Source organism: Streptomyces sp. NPDC030021, from assembly GCF_055574035.1.
Map to the genome: position 1 here is coordinate 41,414 of NZ_JBVIAH010000034.1, position 16,234 is coordinate 57,647.

A 16,234-nucleotide genomic window follows, 5' to 3' on the forward strand; every position below is an offset into this window, starting at 1 on the left:
CCGCGGGGACACGCCGGCATTCCCGGGAAAGGGGCAGCCTGCCCGTCAGGCAGCCGCTCGCGGAGACTGCCGCCCGGACGGGGCGGAGGCGGATGAGAGGCGGCCCGCGGAGCAAGCAGGGCGCTGGATCACCAGGTCCGATGCCCGCCGCATGGGGTGAAGGAGGTCCGGTCGTGGTCACCTCCGAGACACTGCGGGCCGCGCCCAGCCCGGTGAAAGTGGTTCCCTCCGAACCAGGCGGTCTGCTGGACGTTCTGAGCGTGGCCGCGGTGGCCCTGGACACCGACGGGCGGATCACGTTGTGGAGCCCCCAGGCACAGGACCTGTTCGGCTGGTCGGCCGAGGAGGCGCTCGGCAGCTACGCGGCGAAACTTCTGATCGCCGAAGAGTACGTCGACCTGATCCTCGAACTGTTCGCCAAGGTCATGGCCGGTGGCGGCGCCTGGGCGGGCGTCTTCCCCGTGCGGCGCAAGGACGGCTCCACACGGCTGGTGGAGTTCCGCAGCATGCGGCTGCAGGACGAGCACGGCGGCGTGTACGCCCTGGGGATCGCCTGCGACGAGGCCGTTCTACGGGGCGTGGAGCGGGACCTGGCGCAATCGGTGCCGCTGGTGGCGCAGTCCCCGCTCGGGCTGGCCGTTCTGGACACCGACCTGCGCTACGTCCTGGTCAACCCGACGCTGGAACGGATCAACGGCCTGCCCGCCGAGAGGCACCTGGGCCGTACGCCCGGTGAGGCGCTGCCGTTCCTGGACACGGACGCGATCGAAGCCGCCATGCGCCGGGTCCTGGACACGGGCGCACCCCTGCTGGACCAGTACGGCACCGGGCGCACTCCCGCCGATCCGGACCGGGAGCACGCCTGGTCGGGCTCGTACTACCGGCTGGAGGACCCGCGCGGGCGGGTGATCGGTGTCGCCCTCATGGTGGTGGACGTCACCGACAGCTACCGCGCGGCCCAGGAGGCCACCGGAGCCCGTAGGCGCCTGGACCTCATCGCCCGGGCGTCGGTGACCGTCGGGACGACCCTGGACCTGGGGCGGACGGCCTGCGAGCTCGCCGACCTCGTCGTGGCCGACCTGGCCGACATCGCCTCGGTCGACGTCCTCGACTCCGTCCTGGAAGGCAGCGTCGCCACGGCGCCCGGACCCCGGACGGGGCAGGCTCTCTTCATGGCCCTGGCGGTGGCGGCGGCCTACGAGACGGCCTCCGTCCGCGCCGCCGACCCGGTCGGCGAACGCACCACGTATCCGGCCGACCGCCTGGTCACCCGCTGCGTGAACACCGGTCGTCCCGTCCTGGTGTCGCACGTCACCGGCGCGGACCTGGTGCACATCGCGCGCGACGAAGCCGCCGCGGATCTCCTCGCCCAAGAGGGCACGCACTCCTACCTGGCCGTACCGCTGACTGCCCGCGGCCAGGTCCTCGGCGCCCTCGGCTTCCTGCGCACCCGCAATCCGCCGCCCTTCGACCACGACGACGTCACCCTGGCCGGTGAGCTGGCCACCCGCGCCGCCGTCGCCATCGACAACGCCCGCTGGTACCAGCACGCCACCGACACCGCCCTGACGCTTCAGCGCCACCTGCTCCCCCAGCCCCCGCCCCGGTACGCCGGCCTCCAGATCGCCTACCGCTACCAGCCCGCGGCGGCGGCCAGCGGGATCGGCGGCGACTGGTTCGACGCGATCCCCCAGCCCAAGGACAAGACCGCTCTCGTGGTCGGCGACGTCATGGGGCACGGTGTCCACGCCGCCGCCACCATGGGACAGCTGCGCACGGCCACCCGCACCCTGGCCGACCTCGGTCTCGACCCGGCCCGGGTTCTGCGCCACCTCGACCACATCACCGCCGAACTGGACGGGACCATCGCGACCTGCGTCTACGCCACCTGGGACCCGCACCGCTCCCGCTGCCGGGTCGCCCTCGCCGGCCACCCGCCACCCGTCGTGATCCGGTCGGAGCAGCCCCCGGAACTGCTCGACCTTCCCGCCGGCGTGCCGCTCGGCACGGGCAGCCTGGGCGGCGCCGACTTCGAGAACACCGTCCTCGGCCTGATCCCCGGCGACCGGCTGGTCCTCTACACCGACGGCCTCGTAGAAACCCGCGACGAGGCCCTGGACGACCGCCTCGACCTGCTCCTGCACCTCCTCGCCGATCCCGGCCTCCCCCCGGAGGCGACCTGCGACCGACTTCTTGCTGCGCTACGACACCCCGACGCGGCCGACGACGTCGCCCTCGTCATCGCCCATGTACGACCCCACCCGCCCGCCGACGGGGCCGACGGACCGGACTGACCGGCCCGCCTGCATGGGATCCGCAACACCACCGATCGCCAGCAGGGACATTCGTCTTCCCGGCATGCACGCGGGCCCCCGATCGCGGTCGGGGGGCCGCGTGGCCCTTACCGCTTCCCGCTGTTCACGCCCGGCGCAGTGCGGAGCGGCCCGCGTAGCGCGCCGAGTCGCCCAACTCCTCTTCGATCCGGATCAGCTGGTTGTACTTCGCCGTACGGTCGGAGCGGGAGAGCGAGCCGGTCTTGATCTGGCCGCAGCCGGTCGCCACCGCCAGATCCGCGATGGTGGTGTCCTCCGTCTCGCCCGAGCGGTGCGACATGACGGCCGTCCAGCCCGCCTGGTGGGCCGTGGCCACCGTGGCCAGGGCCTCGGTCAGGGTGCCGATCTGGTTGACCTTGATCAGGACCGAATTGCCGGCGCCGGTGAGGATGCCCTCGCGCAGCAGCGTCTCGTCGGTGCAGAACAGGTCGTCGCCGGTGAGCTGGCAGCAGTCGCCGACGCGGGCGGTCAGCTCGCGCCAGCCGTCCCAGTCGTTCTCCGCCATCGGGTCCTCGATGGAGAGGATCGGGTAGGCGTCGATGAGCTTGGCGAGGTAGTCGGCGTTCTCTGAGGGGGTGCGGCGCACCCCCTCGCCCTGGTAGTCGTACACGCCGTCGTGGAAGAACTCCGAGGACGCCGGGTCCATGATCAGGCCGATGTCCGTACCGGGGCGGTAGCCGGTGCGTTCGATGGCGGCCATCACGAAGTCGAGCGCCTCCTCGGCGGTACGCAGAGCGGGTGCGAAGCCGCCCTCGTCGCCGACGCCCGTGGAGTGCCCGGCGGCCAGCAGGTCGCGCCGCAGGGTGTGGAAGACCTCGCTGCCCATGCGGACGGCTTCGGCGAAGGTGTCCGCGCCCACCGGCGCGATCATGAACTCCTGGAAGTCCAGCGGATTGTCGGCGTGGGCGCCGCCGTTGACGATGTTCATCATCGGCAGCGGCAGGAGGTGGGCGTCGGCGCCGCCGAGGTAGCGGTAGAGGGGCTGGCGGTGCGCCGCCGCGGCGGCCTTGGCGGCGGCGAGGGAGACGCCGAGGATCGCGTTGGCGCCGAGCCGGGACTTCGTGGCGGTGCCGTCGAGGGCGACCAGTGCGGCGTCGAGACCTGCCTGGTCGGCCGCGTCCCGGCCGCGGACGGCGGCCGCGATCTCCCCGTTGGCGTGGGCCACCGCGCGGTCGACGCCCTTGCCGTGCCAGCGCGCGGCGTCTCCGTCGCGCAGTTCCACGGCCTCACGGGCGCCGGTGGAGGCGCCGGAGGGGACGGCCGCGCGTCCCAGGGACCCGTCCGTCAGGACGACGTCGACCTCGACCGTGGGGTTGCCCCGGCTGTCGATGATCCGGCGGGCGGTGACGGTCTCGATGGCGGCGTCGATGGTCCCGACTGCCTGTGCGGACATGGTGGTTCCTCCCCGTTGTCGTGTGCCGCGGCCCCGGCTGCGACGACGCTGGCGCTGAGCCCGACCCGCAAACCCTACAGCAATGCTGTTCAGTTCTGCTGTACAGCAAAACTGTGCAGGTCAGGTGCACAGCAACGCTGACCAGCGGGGTAAAGTGCCCTATGCCCACCTCGGAAGCCGCCGCCATCGCCGCCGACCTGCGCACCGCCATGGGCAAGCTCCTCCGACGCGTGAAGCACGAGGACCGCATCCCGCTGGGCCAGGCCGCCGTGCTCGGTGCGCTCGACCGGAACGGGGCCATGACCACCAGCGACCTCGCCGCCGATCAGCGCGTACGCCCCCAGTCGATGGCCCGGTCGGTGGGGCTGCTCATGGAACAGAACCTGATAACGCGCCGGGCGCACCCCACCGACGGCCGCAAGTCGCTGGTCGAGCTGTCGGACGCGGGCCGGGCCGCGCTCGAAGCCGAACGGGGCCGCAGGGCCGGCTGGCTCGCGCAGGCCATCGAAGCCGAACTCACGAATGAAGAGCGGGAGTTGCTGGCGCGGAGCGCCGCCCTGCTGGAACGGCTCGCCACACGCTGACCGACCTGCGCCCCGCCTTCGACGCCGTCTACACCGGACTGCACCGTGAGGCGCGGCGGGGTCGAGGGTGCGGGTGCGCGGGCCGATATCGACGGACACCGGGACCGCTCCGGCGGCGGCCACCGCGAACACGGTCGACACGAACGTCAGGACCTCGTCCCCCGCTCCGATCCCCAGGTCCCGTACCGCGCACTCCGGCGCCATCGTTCCCGAGCTCACAGCGAGTCCCGCCGCGCGGGCCCGAAGACGGGTGGCCTCTGGTCGTCCCCGGGAGGGCCGACGTCGCCGTGCTTCCACTCCGGGTCGTAGGCGCAGGGCATGCTGACGCCGCCGGTGAAGTACTCCCGGTCCGGGTACCAGGTGAAGGACATCCGCTCGGCGCCGTCGTCCCGCTGGACGAACAACTCCCAGTCCCTGCCCTGCTCACCCTCGCCGTGGGACGTGACCTTCCAGCCATTGTCCTTGAAGAACTGGTGCAGTCGGCGGAAGCCGGGGACCGCCTGGCTCGCCGGCACGTGGTCCAGTGCCCAGCTGTGTCTCATCGAGTAGGCGCCGTCGACGGTCGTGTCGTTCAGCCCCAGCAGGCCCCCGTCGTAACAGAAGCTGGAGCCGAACGTGTTCTGCGTACTGACTCCGATGTCCTCGACTCCGGGTTCTATGGTGCGCTTGAACCCCATGACCTCGTAGGCCTTCTGCGAACGCTGGAGGGCGCGGTCCGCCATCTCCTCGGGTGCGACACGTTGGAAGTCCGTCGACCCCCATGAGCCCCATGCGAGCGCGACGACCAGAACGAGTACGCCGAGGAGCGCCGCGCCACCGCATCCGACGGCGCCGAGGAGGATAGAGGAGGCCTTGGACTGGATCGAGTCAGGGGTGGCGGCGCTTGGCACGGTCTCGTGGGGCATACGAGGACGCTATGCGAGCGGGATGTGCGGCGGATGGGTGCGGCTACCGGTCTCGGAGTGAGTACGCGTACTCACATGACCTGTACTCGTACGTTCGAGGGGAGATGGCAGCACCGCAGACAGGCCCTGGGCTCCAGGCCGGGGTCGGCCGGCGGCAGCAGGCGCCGCAGCACCGGCTCTGCCGCCGCGCCCCGCCCCCGGTCAGGTCGAACCGTGCCCCCTTCGTCGCGGCGAGCACCGGGCCGGTCACCAGGGCGTCACGTGGGTGTGTGGGCGGTTTTGTGCGTCGTGGTGCCGTCTTCGTCCTGGGCCTCCGATGCCGCAGACAGTTGCGGAGCGGGCGGGGTGCGGATCAGCAACGCGACCAGCACGGCCAGGGCGCCGAGCACGGCGCCGACGCCGAATCCCCACCGGATGCCGGCGGCGAGGGCGCCGGTGGTGTCGGCGCCCTCGGCTGCTGCCGTGGCGGCGTGTCCCGACATGACACTGATGACCAGGGCGGTGCCGGCGGCGGCCGCGACCTGCTGGAGCGACCCGAGGATGGCGGATCCGTGCGGGTAGAGGTGCGGCGGCAGTACGGACAGACCGGAGGTGAAGACGGGGGTGAAGACGAACGCCATGCCCGCACTCAGGGCCACGTGAAGGGCGAGCACCAGCCACGGCGAGGTCTGTTCGCCCGTGAGGGCGAACAGCGCGAGGCACAGCGCTGTGAGTACGGCTCCGGGTACGACCAGGCGTGGTGCGCCGAGTCGGTCGTAGAGCTTGCCGACCTGTGGTCCGAGCAGGCCCATGGTCAGGCCGCCGGGGATGAGGAGCAGCCCGGTCTGCAGTGAGGTCAGACCGCACACCTCCTGCAGGTAGATCGGCAGCAGGATGAACGCACCCATGAGGGCCATGAAGGACAGGCACATCAGGCCCAGTGCCACGGAGAAGTGACGAAACGTCAGTGCGCGCAGGTCCAGTAGCGGGGTGGAGGAGCGCTGCAGTGCCAGTTGTCGCCATACGAACAGTCCTACGAGCACGGCGCCGGCCAGGGTGATGGCCTCCGGGGGCACGGGAGCCTGGGCCGCGTTCTCGGCACCGAGCCCGCTCAGGCCGTAGACCAGGGCGCCGAAGCCCGCTGCCGCCAGGGGGACGGACAACCAGTCGATCGGACCGGCTTGCGGCTCGCCGATGTTGACCAGGTTGCGCCGACCGAATACGGCCATGGCTCCGGCGATGGGAAGCACGGCCAGGAACAGCAGGCGCCATGACCCCAGCTGCAGCAGCACACCGGAGACGGCGGGGCCGAGGGCGGGTGCGACGGAGATGACGAGGGTGATGTTGCCCATGACACGGCCGCGGTCGTGCGGGGGCACGAGGGTCATCAGCGTCGTCATGAGCAGAGGCATCATGACGGCGGTGCCGCTGGCCTGGATGACGCGGGCGGCCAGCAGTACGGGGAAGGCGGGCGCGGCCGCGGCCAGAGCAGTGCCGGCGAGGAACAGTGCCATGGCGAGGCCGAACGCGGTTCGGGTCGTCACGCGCTGGAGGAACCACCCCGTCACCGGGATGACGACGGCCATGGTGAGCATGAAGGCCGTGGACAGCCACCCTGCGGCGGCTGCGGTGACCTCGAAATCGCGCATGAGCCGCGGGATCGCGTTGACCATGATCGTCTCGTTGAGGAGGACGACGAACGTGGACAGCACGAGAATCCGCAGCACGGCGGTGACGCGGGCGGGCGAGGGGGTGAGCGTTGGTGCGGGCATGGCGCCTTCCGTCATCTGGGTGTCCTCCGCATGTGGGCAGGTCACACTGACAGACCGCGGCGCCGGGAAGAACTCATCGGTGTTCCCCGATCCTGTCGGTACCGCCGCCCGAGCTCAAACCATTTTGCCGACCCGGAGCGGCCAAGACATGGCTTCTGGAGCAGCCCGGCGCCGAGCTCCAGGACGACGGCAGCAAGCGCACCTTTCCTTCCGGGCGCCTGGACCGGGATCTTCCGCCGCGCTGCCCCCCCATGCGGCCCCCCGACCTCGCGAGTGGTGTCGTTCATCGTGGGGCGACACCCTGCGGTCCGCGGCCGGGCGAGCCGGTGATCACCGGAAGTGCCGACGGCGCGCCGCCGAGACCCCATTCTTCTGCCCTGCGCCGATTTCGTCGGGACCGAGTCGCACGGGTGTAGGCGGTGCAGCCGGTGGCGTGCGCCGTCGTCGACGCACAGCGACGAGAACTTCGGCACCCCGGTTCCCCGCCGGGCGGGGAACCAGGCTCATCCTTCGTTCAGTCGCAGCAGTCGCAGCAGCACTTGCACGGATTGCAGCAGCCACCGCCACCGCAGCCATCACCCGAGCCACCTCCGGAACCACCGGAGCCACTGGACCCATGGCCACCGCCCGAACCGCCGGAGGAGCCACCCGGGTTGCCGCCGCCCTGACCGCCGAACCAGCCGTCACCCCCGGAACCGTCCCTGCCGGAACCATCCCGGCTCGAACCGCCGTTGCGGTTCCCGTCGCCGAACTGCAAGGGTTCTCCGTCATCCTGGCCGGCGTCTTCGTGGCAGCGGCAGCATCTGGAGCACAACCTGCAGTCGCCGCACAACCGGCCCCACTCGCGACACCGCCGGCACTGCCCCTCCGACCGCTGGCCCGACGCCGTCACCCCACCGTCCGGGACCGCGCCCGCAAGCTCACCTACCCCGCAGGCCGTGCCCGTGCCGGTCCCCGACGGCGTTTCCGTCTCCGCACCCCGGCGTCCCAGCCAGGGCAGCACGCGCAGGCCCCGCACCTGGGGGCGGTGCTGATGGTGACGATGCCGAGGGTCGAAGACTCGATCGACGGCACGCTCCAACTCGCCGCCCAGAAGCGCCTGCACCAGCCGCCCGTCGACGAACACGGCGTCGGACAGGGCGAGTCGGATTCCACGGACGGCGTCGTCGCAGAGCCGGCGCACCTCGGCGCGGTCCGCACCGGTCACGGCGATCGGGTTCCACGCGCCGGACGCCTCGTCCGCGTCCAGGTCCTCCACCGCGTCCAGCAGATGCGCCAGCCGACCGAACAGACGGCCGGCTTCCGCCAGCGGTTCGGCGTTGCCCGGGCGGTCCGTGAGCACTGCGGTGTACGCGAAGGCGGCTGCGGTCGCCGTCTCCGCGGGCTCCGTGACCGTCAGCAGCGAGCCACCGGGACCCGTCGACCGCTCGACGTCCGGCTGGCGCTCGACCGCCGCGAGCAGCAGCGCCGTGTCGAAGCCGAGTCGTTCGCCGCCCGCGACGCCCGCGCGGTCCCACTTGTGGGCGATCCGGCGTGCCGCCAGCGCCACCGGGCGGCGCCCCACCAGGCCGTCACCATCGGCCACATGGTCACGCATCTTCGCTGCGGCCAGCACCAGCGACACCGTCGCCGCCAGCCGCGCACCCTCACCCTGCGCCACGTCCGCCGACCGCATCCCGCGCAGCGGGCACGGACCGGCACCCCGCCGCCAGTCCCCGGTACGCTCCGACTGCGCTTCGGTCAGCACCGAGACGATCAGGCCGTCGTAGTTGGTGGCCACCCGCGCGAACTGCCCGTACTCGCTGCGCAAAGCCAGGCACAGCCCGCACAGATGGGCCATCCACTCGGTACGCAAGCCCTCGCCCAGGCGATGACGGCATGGTCTGATGATTCCGAACACCGAAGTTCTCCCCCGTAGGAACAGCTACCCGGACGCATCCGGTCGGACGGCTCACGGACGCAAGACTGCACATGAGGCACGCCCCCGCGTGACGTCAACCGCATATGACATCAACGCGCGGCCGACATCCTAGATGGTCCCTTCCGAGGGGTGTTTCTGCGGAGTCGACTACGACAGCGTCCGAGGCCGTTGCGTGACGGACAACCAGGAACTCCCTCGCAGCAGCCTTCCAGACGCGATCGACGACCTACTGAAGAGGCGGCCGGACCTGGCACCGCGGCGACCGGCCGCGGGGATCGCGCCCAATCGGTCGCCGACCGCACTCGTGGCGTTCTCCGTCCGGTGCGGGGGCAGCGCGAAAGGAGCAGCGGCGTCCCTGTCGCAGCCCCGTCGTGCCCAAGATCCGGACCGTTCCCGGACCGCGGCATCGGGCGGGCCGTCGCGAGGCGCGCCGCGCCGTGTTCCGTGGGGTTTGATGTACTTCGGTCGATCAGCGTTCTCGGTAGCGTGATCATCCATTCCGGCGGAGAGTAATGAGACTGCGATGAGTGAACTGACGAAGCCCCAGATCGAACTCCCGGGGGGTGATGCTCCCCAGGAGCTGACCATCCGGGACCTCGTCGTCGGGGACGGTCCTGAGGCGAAGCCGGGCAGGGTGGTCCGGGTGCACTACGTCGGGGTCACCTTCGAGTCCGGATTGGAGTTCGACGCCTCCTGGGACCGGGGCCAGCCGTTCAAGTTCGCCGTGGGTGGTGGCAGAGTCATCAAGGGCTGGGACCGGGGGATCAGGGGGATGAAGGTCGGCGGTCGGCGCGAGATCATCGTTCCCCCGCACCTCGGCTACCGCAACCAGTCCCCCTCGCCGTTGATCCCGGCGGGTTCCACGCTCGTCTTCGTGGTGGACCTGCTCTCCGTGGTCTGAGGAAGGCCTGCCTTCTTCCCCCGGCCTCTCCACCGCACCCGTGCCGGTGCTCGGTGATCCGTTCCAGGGTCGCCTCGGAGAGGGCCGGAGCCCGTTGTGCCGGTGCCATGTCTCCCGGGCCGGTCATGGACCGCGCCCGCGTCCATGGACTGCATCCTGCGGGCGCACGCGTGGACTCGGTTCATGAAGGCGGTGTCAGGTCCCCAGCAGGTGTCCTTCCAGGTGGTGCGGGAGCCTTGAAAGGGCACCGGTGGTCCTGTAGGGGTCGGCGAAGAGCGTGGAGACGGGCTGGGAGGCGTACCTTCCGCACTCCGGGTCACTCGGCTGCGCTTCCCCGAAATCGCTGAACACTGAACGTTTCAAAAGGGTTGGCGGTCACACGGCGGCCTGCGGCGTCCAGGGTGTCGGTGGCAGAATGCCGAGGTGGAGTCGATCTTGCGCGCCGCCGGCGAACTGTTGGATCTCGAGTTGTCCGGCCCGGTCGACCTGGGTGGCAGCTCGCGCAGCACCGTGTTGCGGTGTGAAACGGCCGGTGGCGGCAGTGTGATCGTCAAGGCGTTCGGCAACGAGCCGGAGTCTCTGCGCTGCTTCACAGCTGAGGCCGCCGGGCTGTCTCTTGGGATCGCTGGTCCCGAGGTTTTGGGTGTGGACCCCAAGGTGCCCTTGCTGGTCATGGCGGACCTTGGGAACGCGCCTACCCTGGCGGACGTTCTACTCGGGAGCGATCCGACGGCCGCGGAAAGCGGGTTGCTGGCCTGGGCCCGTGGGCTCGGGCGGCTGGCCGCCGAATCGGTGCACCGCCGCGCCGATCTCGCGCGGCTGTGGTCCCGCTACGACAAGGGCATGCTGTCCTGGGGGGACGAGCCGTGGATCGCGCAGAGGGCCGCTGATCTGCTCGTGCTGCTTGATGGCGCCGGGGTGGCAGCTCCGCCGGGCCTTGCGGAGGAGCTGGCCCGGATCGGGACAGCGGGTGGGGAGGAGTATCCGGCCTTTACTCCGGGTGATACCTGTCCCGACAACAACCTGCTCACCGCAGAGGGACTGCGGCTGATCGACTTCGAGGCGGCCTGCTACCAATCGGTGTTCCTGACGGCCGCGTACTGCCGGATGCCGTTCTCCAGCTGCTGGTGCGTCTTCACCCTGCCGGCCGAAATGGCTGCGGAGATCGAGCAGGCGTATCGCGCGGAGGTCGTCGATGTGTACCCGGCACTGGCCGAGGACGAGGTGTGGCAGGCCGGCATGCGGCAGGCCGTAGCGGTCTGGACGGTGGACGCTACGGTGAGGCTGCTGCCTCGCTCCATGGAGGATGGGCCGCTGCACCGGACTCGGCGTCCGGTCCCGACGAGGCGCCAGGTGCTGAGGCATCGCTGGGAGATGGCGAGCACGCTGGAGGAGTTCCCGGCGTTCGCGGAGACGATGCGGTTGTTGTTGAGTGAGGTCGCCCGGAGTTGGGAGGTGGCCCGGCTGCCGCGGTATCCGGCTTTCGCAAGCCGAGACCCTGCACGATGAAGTCCAGCCCCCGGGTTCCGGGTTGGACGTGCGGCGTACGCTGGACTTCCGCGCCGGTGCCGGGAAGGCAGAACAACGGAAGGCTGATCGTGCGAACCCCCCTCTCATGGCTTGCCGGCAGGTACTCACTCGGTGCGAGGAGCGTCAGGCTCGCCGCACTCGGTTCGGTCATGGCAAGTATCGCGATCATCGTGACCGGTGGCATCGTCCGCGTCACAGGCTCCGGTCTCGGCTGCACCGACTGGCCCATGTGTACGGGAGAGACGCTGGCCCCCACTGCGGAAATGGGGGTGCACGGTGCCATCGAATTCGGGAACCGGCTCCTGACCGGGCTGCTGTGCGCGGTGGTGGGCTGGGTCATCATCACCGCGCGCCTCCAGGAGAAGCCGATGCCTGCGGTGCTGCGCGGGGGCTGGGCGCAGTTCTGGATCGTCGTACTGAACGCGGTCGTCGGCGGAGTGACCGTATGGATGCGGCTGAGCCCGTACATCGTCGCCGCGCACTTCCTCGCCGCCACGCTGCTGCTCACCGCTGCTGTGTACACCTGGCACGCGGCGTACGCCGATGTCGGCGCCGGAGGCGGGGGTGGCCGGACCGGCGCACCGGTCCCCCGCGCGGCGGGGTCCGTCGCGCGGATCCGGGCGCTGTCGGCGGTCCTGGTCGCGGTGACGGCCCTGCTGGTCGTCGTGGGCACGCTCGCCACCGGTTCCGGACCGCACGCGGGTGACTCCTCCGAGGTGCCGCGGATGCCCTTCGACTGGACGGCCGTGACCGTCGTCCACGGCGTACTGGCCGGGGTGGTCCTGGTCCTGGCGGGAGCCCTGCTGTCGGCGCTGCCCAGGGACGGCTCCGGCGACGCGCGCCGTAAGACGGTCACCTTCCTGGCCGTACTCCTGGGCCAGGGCCTCGTGGGGCTGGTGCAGTCGGTGACTGCCCTGCCCTCGCTCCTCGTGATGCTCCACCTGCTGGGCTCGGCGCTCGTCTGGACCGGAGTGCTTCGGGTGCACTTCACCGTCAGGCGGGCCCGTTTCAGCCGTTCGGGTCCGCTCGGCGGTGCACCGCTGCCCCGTCCGGCCCCGATGGCACCCACGCCCTCACGCCACGCCTGAGGCACGCCCGCCCGGGGCACCCCGTCACCACGACCCGGACCGTTCCCGGAGCAGGCACCTCCTACGAGGCGCAGCGGGCGTCGTCGGCGGTGGATGCCCCCGGCGGTTCGGGCTCGTTCGCGGTCGGCGGCAGCCCGCTGAGGAAGGTGCGGATCTCGTCGGCCTCGGGGACCGCGAGGGCGGTGTAGAGGTCGAGGGCCTGTCGGGCGTGGTCGTGGGCGAGGTCGATGCGGCCCAGGTCGCGGTGGACGTGCGCCAGGCCGTCGTGGGCGCGGGCCTGCTCGGGGCGGTAGCTGAACTCGCGCGCGAGGGTCAGCGCGTTGTCGTGTTCGGCCGCAGCCCGGACGAGGTCGCCCATGGACCGGGCGGCCTCCGCAAGGGCGTTGAGCGACTCGGCCTCGTCTCCCGGGAAGTCGAACCTCCGGCTCAGCTCCAGGGCCTGGTGGTGATGGCGCCGGGCCTCGTCGTGGCGGCCTTGTCGCTGGTACAGCAGCCCGATGTTGTTCAGCACGACGGTCTCGCCGATGCGCGACCCTGTCTCCCGGTAGGCGTGCAGCGCTTGCCGGTGGTGCTCGTGGGCGTCCTCGTACCGTCCTTGGCGTTCGTGGACGATGCCGAGGTCGGTCAGGCATCTGGCTTCGCCACCGCGGTCGCCGAGCTCCCGGAAGAGCGCGAGCGACTGCGCGCAGTGGTCGTGGGCCCGGTCGTACTCCCGCCGCCGCCTGGAGACGGTGCCGAGGGCCTGCAGCGCGGCGGCCGCGATGCCCTGGTCGCCGGTCTCGCGCGCGAGGTCCAGGGCGTGCCGGTAGTGGCCGGCCGCTTGCTCGTAGGCGCCGTGCCACCAGAAGTGCACCTGGCCGAGATCGATGAGCGTGCGCGCTTCGGCGGCCGTGTCGCCGCTCCGGCGGGCGGCTCGCAGTGCCAGGCCGCAGAGGGCCAGCGCGTCGGCCTGGTGGGCGTGGCCCAGCAGGTAGCGGTGCAAGGTGGCGGCCAGTTGGCTGGTGTGCGGGAGCTGGTCGTGCTCGGCCGCGTACTGGGCGGACGCCATGAGGTTCGCGCGTTCGCTGTCCAGCCAGGTGATCGCCTCGGCCTCGTCCTGTGGGGGCGAGGCCGGGGTGTCCGGCGCGGGGATGCGTGGCCTGCGGTTCTTGCCCTCGGGGTAGAGGTGGTCGATGGCCGCGCACGCGGTGTGGAGATAGTGGTGGAACAGCCGGCCGAGGGCCTCGCACTGGGCGCCCAGGGGTTCCTGGGCGGCCGCGGTGGCGAGGGCGTGTTCGCGCAGCAGGTCGTGGAAGGTGTAGCGGCCGAGCTGGTACTGGGTCAGGACGTGGGCGTCCAGGAGGTCTTCCAGGAGGGTCTCGGCCTGCTCCGGCGGGAGGTCGGCCAGCGCGGATGCCGCCTCGGGGCTGATGTCACGGCCCGGCTGGAGACCCAGGAGCCGGAACATGCGCTGCTGATCCGGAGTCAGCTGCTCGTAGGACAGCGTGAACGCCGCTGCCACTCCTCGCTCCGAGGTGGCCAGCTCGGAGAGTCTGCGGCGCTGGTCGCGGAGCCGGTCGGCCAGGTGGGCGACGGTCCAGCGGGGGCGATGGTGCAGGCGGGCGGCGGCGATGCGGACGGCCAGCGGCAGGAATCCGCACAACTGCAGGACATCGAGGACGGCCAGGGGTTCGGCGTCCGCGCGTTCGCCGACGATCGCCGTGAACAGCTCCACGGCGTCCGCGGCAGGCAGTACGTCCAGGGACAGGGCGTGCGCCCCGTCCAGGTCGGTCAGCCGTCGGCGGCTGGTGATCAGGATGAGGGTGCGGGAGGATCCGGGCAGCAACTGGCGTACCTGGTCGGCGCCGAGGGCGTTGTCCAGCACGGCCAGCACGCGACGGCCGGAGAGTTCGGACCGCCACAGCGCGGCGCGATCGGCGACCGTGGCGGGTATCTGCTGGGTGGGCACGCCGAGTTGTCCCAGGAGGATCTCGAGCGCGGCACCGGCGTCGAGCGGCGCCTGACCGGCGGTGTGCGCCTGCAGGTCGATGAAGAGCTGCCCGTCCGGAAAGTGGTCAGCGAGGCGGTGCCCCGCATGGACCGCGAACGTCGTCTTGCCGACGCCGGCCATCCCGTCGATCGCCGAAATCGTCACGACGCCGCCGTTGTTGCCCGACCACATGCGGATCAGGCCGTCCAGCTCGCCTTCGCGTCCGGTGAAGTCCGGGACGTCGTAGGGCAGGAAGCTGATCCCCTGCGGCTTCGCCGGCGCGGTGACCGGCGGCCTCAGATCGGGGGCGTCCCGCAGGATGTCCTGTTCGAGTGTGCTGAACGCGTGGCCGGGGTCCAGTCCCTGCTGTTCGGCCAGGGTTGCCCGGAAGGTTCTCGCCACGTGCAACGCGTCGGTCTGGCGTCCGGCGCGGTGCAGGGCGAGCATCAGCTGGCAGCAGAGCCGTTCCCGCAGGGGGTTGGCCGCCGCGTGGACGGACAGTTCGTCGATGAGGTCGTCGTGGCGCCCCCGGGCCAGTTCCAGCTCGGCCAGGCGCTCGACGGCGGTCAGGAGCTGCCCGTTCAGACGTGTTCTGGCGCTCTGGACGTAATGGGCGGTGATGTCGGCCAGCGGCTCTCCCCGCCACAGCGCCAGCGCGGCACGTATCTGGTCCGCGGTGTCCCCCGGGTCGTCGGAGACGGCCGGCGCCTTGGCGATCAGGCTGGTGAACCCGTCCAGATCGAGTTGCCCCGGCTCGGGGGTGATCACGTATCCGGCCGGCCGCGTGGCCAGCATCCGGTCGGCTCCTGAAGCGCGCAGCATCCGTCGGATCGCGGCGATCGTGGTCTGGATCTGCGCGCGGGCGGAATCCGGCGGCAGCGGCCCCCACATCGCGTCGATGAGGCGATCCGTGCTGACCGCGACACCGGCATGCAGCAGCAGGTAGGCGAGCACGGCACGATGACGGGGTGCCAGGCCGGGTGCATCCGAACCGGGAGCCACGGCCTCCACCGGGCCGAGGATCGTGAACCGCATTCCGTTACTCCCGGGGTCACCAGTGCGTGCATCGAAGAAGCATCGCGAATGTATCAAGATCAACCTGCAGGGTTACCCACATGCCACTCCACACCGTTGAACCGGAGATCGCGACCGGTGAAGCCGCAGCCCTGTTCACCGCCACGCACCGCGCCCTGGGGGTCGTCCCCAACCTGGCCAGGGTGATGGCCAACAACCCGGCCGTACTGAAGGGGTACTTGGGCGTCGTCACCACCCTGAACGCGGAGGGAACCCTGTCGGCGGACGTGCGCGAGCGCATCGCGTTGCTGGTGGCGCAGGAGAACGGGTCCGATTACTGCCTGTCCGTGCATGCGTTCCGCGGGACCAGGACGGCCGGGCTGAGTGCGGCCGAGGCCACCCGCGCGCGCCGGGGCAAGGCCGACGACCCCTGGGCCGCCGCCGTCCTGGATCTGGCCGCCGTGTTGGTCCGTGACCGCGGAACCGTTGCCGACGGGCAGCTGGCCGCGGCCCGGCGCGCCGGTCTGTCCGACGGGCAGATCGTCGAGGTCGTCGCCCATGTGGCTCTGAACGTGTTCACCAACTACCTCGCCACGGCTGCCCGCGTCGACATCGACTGGCCGCTCGTACGCCACACCGACTGAAGAATCGCGAACCGACTCGACCACGAAGGCCATCACCGTGCCCACAGCAGTAAACGTCCATCCGCTCCAGCGCGTTTCGGCCGCCGAGGCCGCCGCCTGGTATCAGGTCGTCGCGGCCTCAACGGCCCACGATCTGCCCGGAGTACCGGCCCCCGACCCCGGACAGGTCCACGCCCAGCTCACCCGGCCCGCTCTGGGCAG

The 16,234-nt window shown here is 71.0% G+C and carries 11 protein-coding genes and 1 pseudogene; 6 read left to right on the top strand and 6 right to left on the bottom strand.

The window, feature by feature from the left end; all coding sequences use genetic code 11:
- Positions 1 to 140 precede the first annotated feature (140 nt).
- Complete coding sequence (locus ACZ4YL_RS39035) at positions 141 to 2,294, top strand: SpoIIE family protein phosphatase (RefSeq protein ID WP_468123052.1); 2,154 nt, start codon at positions 141 to 143, stop codon at positions 2,292 to 2,294.
- A gap of 124 nt (positions 2,295 to 2,418) precedes the next feature.
- Here the strand turns inward: ACZ4YL_RS39035 and eno are convergent, their stop codons facing one another.
- The gene (eno, locus tag ACZ4YL_RS39040) at positions 2,419 to 3,726 is read right to left on the bottom strand and encodes a phosphopyruvate hydratase (RefSeq protein WP_468123054.1); all 1,308 of its coding nucleotides are present in this window, start codon (positions 3,724 to 3,726) and stop codon (positions 2,419 to 2,421) included.
- Positions 3,727 to 3,887: 161 nt separating this feature from the next.
- Between eno and ACZ4YL_RS39045 the strand changes: the two genes are divergently transcribed.
- Positions 3,888 to 4,310 (top strand): MarR family winged helix-turn-helix transcriptional regulator, encoded by a 423-nt coding sequence (locus ACZ4YL_RS39045; protein ID WP_468123055.1) that lies wholly within the window; start codon positions 3,888 to 3,890, stop codon positions 4,308 to 4,310.
- Positions 4,311 to 4,400: 90 nt separating this feature from the next.
- Here the strand turns inward: ACZ4YL_RS39045 and ACZ4YL_RS39050 are convergent.
- From ACZ4YL_RS39050 to ACZ4YL_RS39065, 4 genes and pseudogenes are all read right to left on the bottom strand, one after another.
- A pseudogene (locus ACZ4YL_RS39050) lies at positions 4,401 to 4,514 on the bottom strand (hypothetical protein); the annotation flags it as partial.
- Positions 4,515 to 4,525: 11 nt separating this feature from the next.
- Positions 4,526 to 5,215, bottom strand: a complete 690-nt coding sequence (locus ACZ4YL_RS39055) for a hypothetical protein (protein WP_468123056.1) — start codon at positions 5,213 to 5,215, stop codon at positions 4,526 to 4,528.
- A 257-nt stretch (positions 5,216 to 5,472) separates the two neighbouring features.
- Positions 5,473 to 6,966, bottom strand: a complete 1,494-nt coding sequence (locus ACZ4YL_RS39060) for a DHA2 family efflux MFS transporter permease subunit (protein WP_468123058.1) — start codon at positions 6,964 to 6,966, stop codon at positions 5,473 to 5,475.
- 514 nt (positions 6,967 to 7,480) lie between these two features.
- Entirely contained in the window at positions 7,481 to 8,866 is a 1,386-nt protein-coding gene (locus tag ACZ4YL_RS39065; RefSeq protein WP_468123060.1) for a DUF5685 family protein, read from the bottom strand.
- Between the two features lie 544 nt (positions 8,867 to 9,410).
- On the opposite strand from ACZ4YL_RS39065, the gene ACZ4YL_RS39070 reads away from it, so the two are divergent.
- The 3 genes from ACZ4YL_RS39070 to ACZ4YL_RS39080 all read left to right on the top strand — a co-directional run bounded on the left by ACZ4YL_RS39070 (position 9,411) and on the right by ACZ4YL_RS39080 (position 12,406).
- Positions 9,411 to 9,788 (top strand): FKBP-type peptidyl-prolyl cis-trans isomerase, encoded by a 378-nt coding sequence (locus ACZ4YL_RS39070; RefSeq protein WP_468123061.1) that lies wholly within the window; start codon positions 9,411 to 9,413, stop codon positions 9,786 to 9,788.
- 423 nt (positions 9,789 to 10,211) lie between these two features.
- Positions 10,212 to 11,297 carry a hypothetical protein gene (locus tag ACZ4YL_RS39075; protein WP_468123063.1) on the top strand — a complete coding sequence of 362 codons (1,086 nt, stop codon included), beginning with the start codon at positions 10,212 to 10,214 and terminating at the stop codon, positions 11,295 to 11,297.
- 89 nt (positions 11,298 to 11,386) lie between these two features.
- Positions 11,387 to 12,406 carry a COX15/CtaA family protein gene (locus tag ACZ4YL_RS39080; protein WP_468123064.1) on the top strand — a complete coding sequence of 340 codons (1,020 nt, stop codon included), beginning with the start codon at positions 11,387 to 11,389 and terminating at the stop codon, positions 12,404 to 12,406.
- Positions 12,407 to 12,467: 61 nt separating this feature from the next.
- Here the strand turns inward: ACZ4YL_RS39080 and ACZ4YL_RS39085 are convergent, their stop codons facing one another.
- On the bottom strand, positions 12,468 to 15,410 hold the full coding sequence (locus ACZ4YL_RS39085; RefSeq protein WP_468123066.1) for an AfsR/SARP family transcriptional regulator: 2,943 nt from the start codon (positions 15,408 to 15,410) through the stop codon (positions 12,468 to 12,470).
- Between the two features lie 80 nt (positions 15,411 to 15,490).
- Between ACZ4YL_RS39085 and ACZ4YL_RS39090 the strand changes: the two genes are divergently transcribed.
- Positions 15,491 to 16,033, top strand: a complete 543-nt coding sequence (locus ACZ4YL_RS39090; RefSeq protein ID WP_468123067.1) for a carboxymuconolactone decarboxylase family protein — start codon at positions 15,491 to 15,493, stop codon at positions 16,031 to 16,033.
- Positions 16,034 to 16,234: the final 201 nt, after the last annotated feature.

Bases quoted from the DNA above. Each gene is read 5' to 3' on its own strand.
- ACZ4YL_RS39035 (WP_468123052.1), top strand. From the start codon at position 141: ATGCCCGCCGCATGGGGTGAAGGAGGTCCGGTCGTGGTCACCTCCGAG.
- eno (WP_468123054.1), bottom strand. From the start codon at position 3,726: ATGTCCGCACAGGCAGTCGGGACCATCGACGCCGCCATCGAGACCGTC.
- ACZ4YL_RS39045 (WP_468123055.1), top strand. From the start codon at position 3,888: ATGCCCACCTCGGAAGCCGCCGCCATCGCCGCCGACCTGCGCACCGCC.
- ACZ4YL_RS39055 (WP_468123056.1), bottom strand. From the start codon at position 5,215: ATGCCCCACGAGACCGTGCCAAGCGCCGCCACCCCTGACTCGATCCAG.
- ACZ4YL_RS39060 (WP_468123058.1), bottom strand. From the start codon at position 6,966: ATGCCCGCACCAACGCTCACCCCCTCGCCCGCCCGCGTCACCGCCGTG.
- ACZ4YL_RS39070 (WP_468123061.1), top strand. From the start codon at position 9,411: ATGAGTGAACTGACGAAGCCCCAGATCGAACTCCCGGGGGGTGATGCT.
- ACZ4YL_RS39085 (WP_468123066.1), bottom strand. From the start codon at position 15,410: ATGCGGTTCACGATCCTCGGCCCGGTGGAGGCCGTGGCTCCCGGTTCG.
- ACZ4YL_RS39090 (WP_468123067.1), top strand. From the start codon at position 15,491: ATGCCACTCCACACCGTTGAACCGGAGATCGCGACCGGTGAAGCCGCA.